This window comes from Nostoc sp., assembly GCF_036917575.1.
Lineage (GTDB): Bacteria > Cyanobacteriota > Cyanobacteriia > Cyanobacteriales > Nostocaceae > Nostoc.
Genome location: NZ_JBALDC010000030.1, coordinates 55,909 through 62,685, shown reverse-complemented (window position 1 = coordinate 62,685; position 6,777 = coordinate 55,909). Strand labels below are relative to the sequence as shown.

The window sequence follows — 6,777 nt, the reverse complement described above, 5'->3', positions numbered from 1 at the left end:
GTAATTCTACATCCATTGCCCTACCTCCCTTGCAGAGTTTTTTCTTCTAATCCTTTTATTTAGAATAACCGGAAAGTGACAGAAGAGGGATATCACAGAAAGACCAAAAGGATTGAAGCATTTATATATAGGGTGACGAGCGATCGCTATGATTGTACGATTTTGGGTAATCATAGCCAAAGATTTTTGAATAGCCGCTTTGGTTTCATTATCTACCGCAGAAATATCCTCATCCCAAATCAGAATTGGCGGATCTTTGACAATAGTATAGGCGATGCCTGCGGTAAATGCTCGCCTACGCAATTTCCTCTGGCTGACCTCCAGAAAGTTTCTGACCCTGTTAGCCAACAAGTCAAATAGATTGCTGTTTACGATTTTAAGTATCCGTGAGAAAAGCTGGATAACTACGGATGTTATAATCCAAAGTGGGTTTTGGAAGACAGCGTTTATTGGACTACAATCGCTGTAATGAAGTACGAGATACCAAATTTGGCAGCGACCATAACTGAAATTGTACGACGAATAGTGACATAAAAACTAACTGAAAACAATTATTTCACTCAATAAAAACTATGAGCTTTCAACTTCAAGCTTTGCAACTTCCTACTCTCCAGAAAAAATCCGAAGGGCCGATTGTAATTGCTTGGCAAAAATTTCTTTTATATTATGATTTCTCCATTGCTGCCGTTGATGGAGATTTTGGAAATATTACAGATCAAGCAACTCGTGATTATCAGACTAGTAATGCTTTAACAGTAACGGGTATTGTTGATACTGCTACTTATCAAAAAGCTCTAGAGCAAGGTTTTGCAATTTATTTTGCTGTCTATGCTGATGGTGGAAAAAAATTATTAACCTCTCTTAACTTTGGAGAAAATGAGGTTAAGGACTTACAAAAAAGTTTAACAGTAATTGGTCGTTTGAATCCGCCGTTAGTAGCTGATGGGGACTTTGGTCCCAACAGTACAAAAGGACTAGCTGAAACTTATAAAATAAGAGACATTAATTTTCGAGCGGAATTAGATCAACAGCTTTCTAATACAACAAAAACCAAGCTTGGCATTGATTTTGAGTTGGCTTTAAATAACATAACTGAATACGCCAAAAGATTAAGACAACGACTGAGTGGAAAAGCCTGGGTTAATTTTTTTCCAGACAGCGACTCAATTGATGATTTAGCTTCTCCCTTTCGTCAAAAAGTACAAGCTTTTGAGCAAGCCTTAAAAAATGCCGGAGCTAATATCAGTATTGCTTCAGTATTCCGCCCCTCAGAACGAGCTTATTTAATGCACTATGCTTTCCGTATCAGCAATAATGAAATTGCTGCCAAAGATGTTCCACCTATGCCTAATGTAGATATTAATTGGCTACATTACACCAATGCTGGTTCTGTCCAAGCTGCTAAAGAAATGGTGTCTGCTTATAATATTGCTTTTCGACCTGTTCTTAGCTCTCGTCATACTCAAAGATTAGCAATTGATTGGGAAATTACTTGGCCAGGAATCTTAAATATTAAAAACGCTAGTGGAACTACAGTTAGTATTAATCAGCCACGAACGAGTTATGAAAATTCTACTTTATGGCAAGTTGGGCGTTCTTACGGTGTGATTAAATTATCTAGCGATCGCCCCCACTGGTCTAATGATGGACATTAATGGATAGAGGAACCGCATATATGGAAAATGCAGTTCCAAAATTCAAAGTGAAATTATTGAAGAATAATTCAGGAGTGAGCAAGGAAAGCTCTACCAAGGCTTCAGAATAACTCTTCGTAAAGGATTTCTATTTGCATCTTTCAATCTCTGCATATTCTTTGAGTACGGTAAACCGTATTTGCTCTTAGTTCCCAAAGATTAATTAAATTGTTAAGTTTAGTTACATAAATAAACAAATGCTGTAAACATTGCTAGATAGGAGAAATTATGAAAAGTGCTAATATGCTTGAGGATCAAGACAAGCTGAACAACTTTGTTTCACCGTTAACAAGTCTTCTGCCTTGGGTTTAGCGCCAAGGGCGATAGTGAGTCCGGGAGCGTCACGAGCATCATAAGCGTCACAGCCCATCGTTAACATTGCTTAAATTGGGCAAATATACCAGCATTTTGATCGGTCTTTAATCAAGTTTCTCAAAGTGTTAAGGAAAATGAGAAACAGGGGAGGCTGGGTAAAACCAATGCCCAATGCCCAATGCCCCATACACAATTTTCAAGTTAGCTTTCATTATTAAGGATTGGTAACATCTATGGCAATTAAAGAACAGCCTAAGTCACCTCGGTTTCGGATCGTTGCTAATATATTACTGGCAGTATCAGGACTATTCCTGCTCTTAAATTTATTTTTGCCTGGTTTATTTGCTTCTGGTCCTGCTGGTGTTCCCTATAGCCTATTTATTCATCAAGTACAGGAAGGGGAAGTCAGCCGCGTTTCCGTTGGTCAAAACCAGATTATCTACCAACTAAAAACAGAAAATTCCGAACCGGGACAGGTGTTTGCAACTACACCAATCTTTGATTTAGAGTTACCCAAACTGCTAGAAGAAAAGGGAGTTGAGTTTGCTGCGACACCGCCACCCAAAAATACTTGGTTTACAACCCTCTTAAGTTGGGTGATTCCACCACTAATTTTTATTGGTATTTGGCAGTTCTTTCTCGCCCGTGGCGGTGGTGGCCCTCAAGGTGCGCTTTCCATTGGTAAGAGCAAAGCTAAGGTTTACGTTGAAGGCGAATCGGCTAAAATCACTTTTGCAGATGTAGCTGGGGTAGAAGAAGCGAAAACTGAGTTAGTGGAAATTGTAGATTTCCTCAAGACTCCGGCACGGTTTACGCAAATAGGCGCTAGGATTCCCAAAGGTGTGTTGTTGGTTGGCCCTCCAGGTACTGGTAAGACACTTTTAGCGAAAGCCGTAGCAGGAGAAGCAGGAGTTCCATTTTTCAGTATCTCTGGTTCCGAGTTTGTAGAATTGTTTGTTGGTGTGGGTTCTTCTAGAGTCCGAGATTTATTTGAACAGGCCAAAAAACAAGCTCCTTGTATTATATTCATTGATGAATTGGATGCGATCGGTAAGTCTCGTAGTAGTAACGGCTTCTACGGTGGTAACGATGAGCGAGAACAGACTCTCAATCAATTACTAACTGAAATGGATGGGTTTGCAGCCGGGGATACAACGGTAATTGTGCTAGCTGCTACCAACCGCCCGGAAGTACTAGATCCTGCATTGCTGCGTCCAGGCCGCTTTGACCGCCAAGTGTTAGTAGACCGTCCCGATTTATCCGATCGTGAAGCAATTCTCAAGATTCACGCTCAAAAGGTAAAATTAGGAGATGATGTAGATTTAAAAGCGATCGCTACTCGTACCCCCGGTTTTGCTGGTGCAGATTTGGCAAACTTGGTGAACGAAGCAGCATTATTGGCAGCGCGCAATCTGCGTGAAAGAGTTGCTCAAGAAGACTTTGCCGAAGCAATTGAGCGGGTAGTTGCCGGTCTAGAGAAGAAGAGTCGCGTGATGAACGAGACTGAGAAAAAGATTGTTGCCTACCATGAAGTTGGTCACGCAATGGTGGGGGCGCTGACAACAGGAAACGGTCGCGTAGAAAAGATTTCGATTATTCCTCGTGGGATGGCTGCTTTGGGCTACACTCTGCAATTACCAACTGAAGACCGCTTTTTGATGAATGAAGATGAACTGCGGGGTCAGATTGCCACTCTGTTGGGTGGACGTTCTGCCGAAGAGGTTGTATTTAATAGTATTACCACAGGTGCTTCCAACGATTTGCAACGAGCAACTGACTTGGCAGAACGGATGGTAACAGCTTATGGTATGAGTAAAGTCTTAGGGCCATTGGCTTATCAACAAGGACAACAAGCAGCATTTTTGGGCAATGGTACTACTAATCCTCGGCGGGCGGTAAGTGAAGATACATCCAAAGCCATTGATAACGAAGTCAAGGAAATTGTGGAAACAGCCCACGAACAAGCCGTAGAGATTCTCAGACAGAATCGAGACTTGCTAGAAGCGATCGCTACTCAACTGTTAGAAACAGAGGTTATTGAAGGCGAGAAACTGCACAATTTGTTAAGTCAGGTGAAACCTGTAACTAATTCGTAATTCGTAATTAAGAAAATCAGATTTCATCTACAGAGGTACGCAGAGAATAACTTTGCGTACCTTTCCTGCAAGAATGTGAAGCGCCTATGTGTTAAATCTCTGCTTTACTCTGCATTTCAGAAATGCCACTTACCGCAATGCAAACACCAGCCAGGAAAAATGCTAATCCACCCCCAACCGCACCAACAAAAGGTGTTATCTGTTGCAGTTGAGGAAATATAACACCAAACAAACTCATAGCTAAAGCAAACCCACCAAAATACATTCCAACTCCTAATCCTGCCCACTGCTGGGGTACTAACCCTAAAGCAAAAGGAATTGCCCCGTTGACAATTAAACTAAAGCTTGCAACGATTAACACAATTATCGGAATTTGTGCGCCCACAGATATCATTATCAATAACGAAGGAATGATTGCACAGATCCCACAAAGCATTGCTTGACGATTACCAATTTTGACGGCGAAAATTCCTGCTGGGATGCTGGCAATTGCGATCGCTATTCCAATCCACACCATCAGCACATCAATATTATCAGTATTTAGTTGGGTCTTGAGTACTTTACCCAAGACATCCATGAGAAATCGGATACCCCACGCCACACCAAAACCAGTTCCTAAAATCAACGCCAATTTCTGTAAGGGCAATTTTACTGTCTGTGCTTGGTGTCTATTCACTGGTACTTCTGGGGGATTTACTAATCGCAACACAGCCGCCGCCCCCAGGATCACAAAAGAACCGATTGCAAAGGTATAAACTGGGCCTAAGCTTAGAATAAACTTGTTGCTTATCGGTCTAAAAGCCCCAATCACACCGCCTGTTAAAGTGACAAAACTTACTGCTAAAGGTAACTGGGCTGGTGTCGAATACATCCCCAATAGGCACATAACTGGAGAACGAAATATTGTCATTGCCAATGCCCAGGCTACCAATACTATAGGTAAAAGCGATTGCATCATGGTAGCAGGCGGGATTAAACTTACAACGCATGGTATGGCAATAAACAAAGCCGATGCAAGAATCATACCTACTGAGATAAAAGGAAACCGAGTTCCTACCCAGCGTCTAGCTTGGTCTGAAAGTCCGCCCATCACCGGTTCCAGCACCGCACCCAAAGCATTTTCGACTAGCACCAAACCAACTGCCAATGAGGGCAGAAAACCAAACTGAGTCAGAAGTTGCGGCAAATAGATATTATAAATTAACCACGAGAGGGTAATTGCTCCCTGCACCCCTGCCAACACCCAAACTTGCACCCATAAAATATTGAAATGAGATTTCGAGGTAGTCATAAGGAGATGGGAATTGGGGAATAGGGAATGGGAGATAAGGGAGAAAGAGAGAGAATTTTACCTTGTCCCCCTTATCCCCCTTGTCTTCCTCATTCCCTCATCTACTCTTTAGAGAAAGCGGTGCGTTTTTAATACTCTGGAACTGAAGGATCAATTTCTTTACTCCAAGCGGTAATTCCGCCTTTGACATTTGTCCCGACAATTCCAGCTTCCTTGAGAATGGCGAGGGCTTTTGCCGATCGTCCACCCATTTTACAATGAGCAATTAAACGATGACCGTTTAATATTTCCTTCACTTTAGCAACGCCATTGCCATTTTCAATGTCTGGTAAGGGCACCAACACTGAACCCGGAATCTTGGCAATGTCGTACTCATGGGGGTTGCGGACATCCAGCAGTACAAAATCCTTCGCACCGCTATCCAACAACTCTTTCAAATCCTTAACGGTCATTTCTTGACTTTCCATCTGCTGTTTTGCCTCCTCTGCCTTAGCTTGTGGAATCCCGCAGAATTCTTCGTAGTCTATCAGCTTTTCAATCACTGGGCGAATCGGGTTCGGACGCAGTTTTAATTCCCGAAATTTCATATCCAAGGCGTTGTATAGCAGCAATCGCCCGCTAAGAGTGTTGCCTTGCCCCAAAATAATTTTAACAGTTTCGGTTGCCTGGATTAAACCAATAATTCCTGGTAAAATTCCCAAAACGCCACCTTCTGCACAAGAAGGAACCATTCCTGGTGGTGGTGGTTCTGGGAAAAGGTCACGATAATTCGGGCCACCTGCGTAATTAAATACAGTCGCTTGCCCTTCAAAGCGTAAAATTGAACCGTAGACGTTGGGCTTGTTCGACAATACACAGGCGTCGTTAACTAGATATCTGGTGGGGAAGTTATCAGTACCATCCACTACAATATCGTAAGGTTGAATCAGCTCCAAGGCGTTTTCGGAACTTAGACGAGTTTCGTATAAATCAACCTGACAATAGGGGTTAATTTCGTGAATGCGGTTTTTTGCCGATTCAATTTTGGGTTTACCCACCCAGGATGTTCCGTGAATTACTTGGCGTTGCAGATTGGAAGTATCGACAATATCAAAATCGACAATCCCGATGCGTCCAATACCCGCCGCCGCCAAATATAAAAGTAGTGGTGAACCTAATCCACCTGTACCGATACACATTACACTAGCGGCTTTCAGGCGCTTCTGTCCTTCTAGTCCCACTTCCGGCAAAATCAAGTGTCGGGAGTAGCGTTCGTAATCGTCTTTGGTCAACTGGATTTCGTCCAGATTAGGATTGAGCATAGCAGTTATGATGTGGGAAAGCGGAATATTAATCCTATCGAAAAACTGGATCTTATTAAGAGTGGGAAAGACGAATTTTA

General features: G+C 42.4%; 5 protein-coding genes and 1 pseudogene. 2 read left to right on the top strand and 4 right to left on the bottom strand.

What is annotated here, in order from left to right; translation table 11 throughout:
- Positions 1-138: 138 nt before the first annotated feature.
- Positions 139-340: pseudogene (locus V7K79_RS07520) on the bottom strand (hypothetical protein); the annotation flags it as partial.
- Positions 341-572: 232 nt separating this feature from the next.
- Between V7K79_RS07520 and V7K79_RS07515 the strand changes: the two are divergent.
- Entirely contained in the window at positions 573-1,655 is a 1,083-nt protein-coding gene (locus V7K79_RS07515) for a peptidoglycan-binding domain-containing protein (RefSeq protein ID WP_335046188.1), read from the top strand.
- Positions 1,656-1,932: 277 nt separating this feature from the next.
- Here V7K79_RS07515 and V7K79_RS07510 read toward each other — a convergent pair whose 3' ends face one another.
- Positions 1,933-2,073 carry a hypothetical protein gene (locus V7K79_RS07510; protein ID WP_335046186.1) on the bottom strand — a complete coding sequence of 47 codons (141 nt, stop codon included), beginning with the start codon at positions 2,071-2,073 and terminating at the stop codon, positions 1,933-1,935.
- 169 nt (positions 2,074-2,242) lie between these two features.
- Between V7K79_RS07510 and ftsH4 the strand changes: the two genes are divergently transcribed.
- Entirely contained in the window at positions 2,243-4,105 is a 1,863-nt protein-coding gene (gene ftsH4, locus V7K79_RS07505) for an ATP-dependent zinc metalloprotease FtsH4 (protein WP_335046184.1), read from the top strand.
- 91 nt (positions 4,106-4,196) lie between these two features.
- Here the strand turns inward: ftsH4 and V7K79_RS07500 are convergent, their stop codons facing one another.
- On the bottom strand, positions 4,197-5,396 hold the full coding sequence (locus V7K79_RS07500; RefSeq protein ID WP_335046182.1) for an MFS transporter: 1,200 nt from the start codon (positions 5,394-5,396) through the stop codon (positions 4,197-4,199).
- A 128-nt stretch (positions 5,397-5,524) separates the two neighbouring features.
- A complete protein-coding gene (gene moeB, locus V7K79_RS07495) occupies positions 5,525-6,697 on the bottom strand; it encodes a molybdopterin-synthase adenylyltransferase MoeB (protein ID WP_335046181.1) in 1,173 nt (390 codons plus the stop codon).
- Positions 6,698-6,777: the final 80 nt, after the last annotated feature.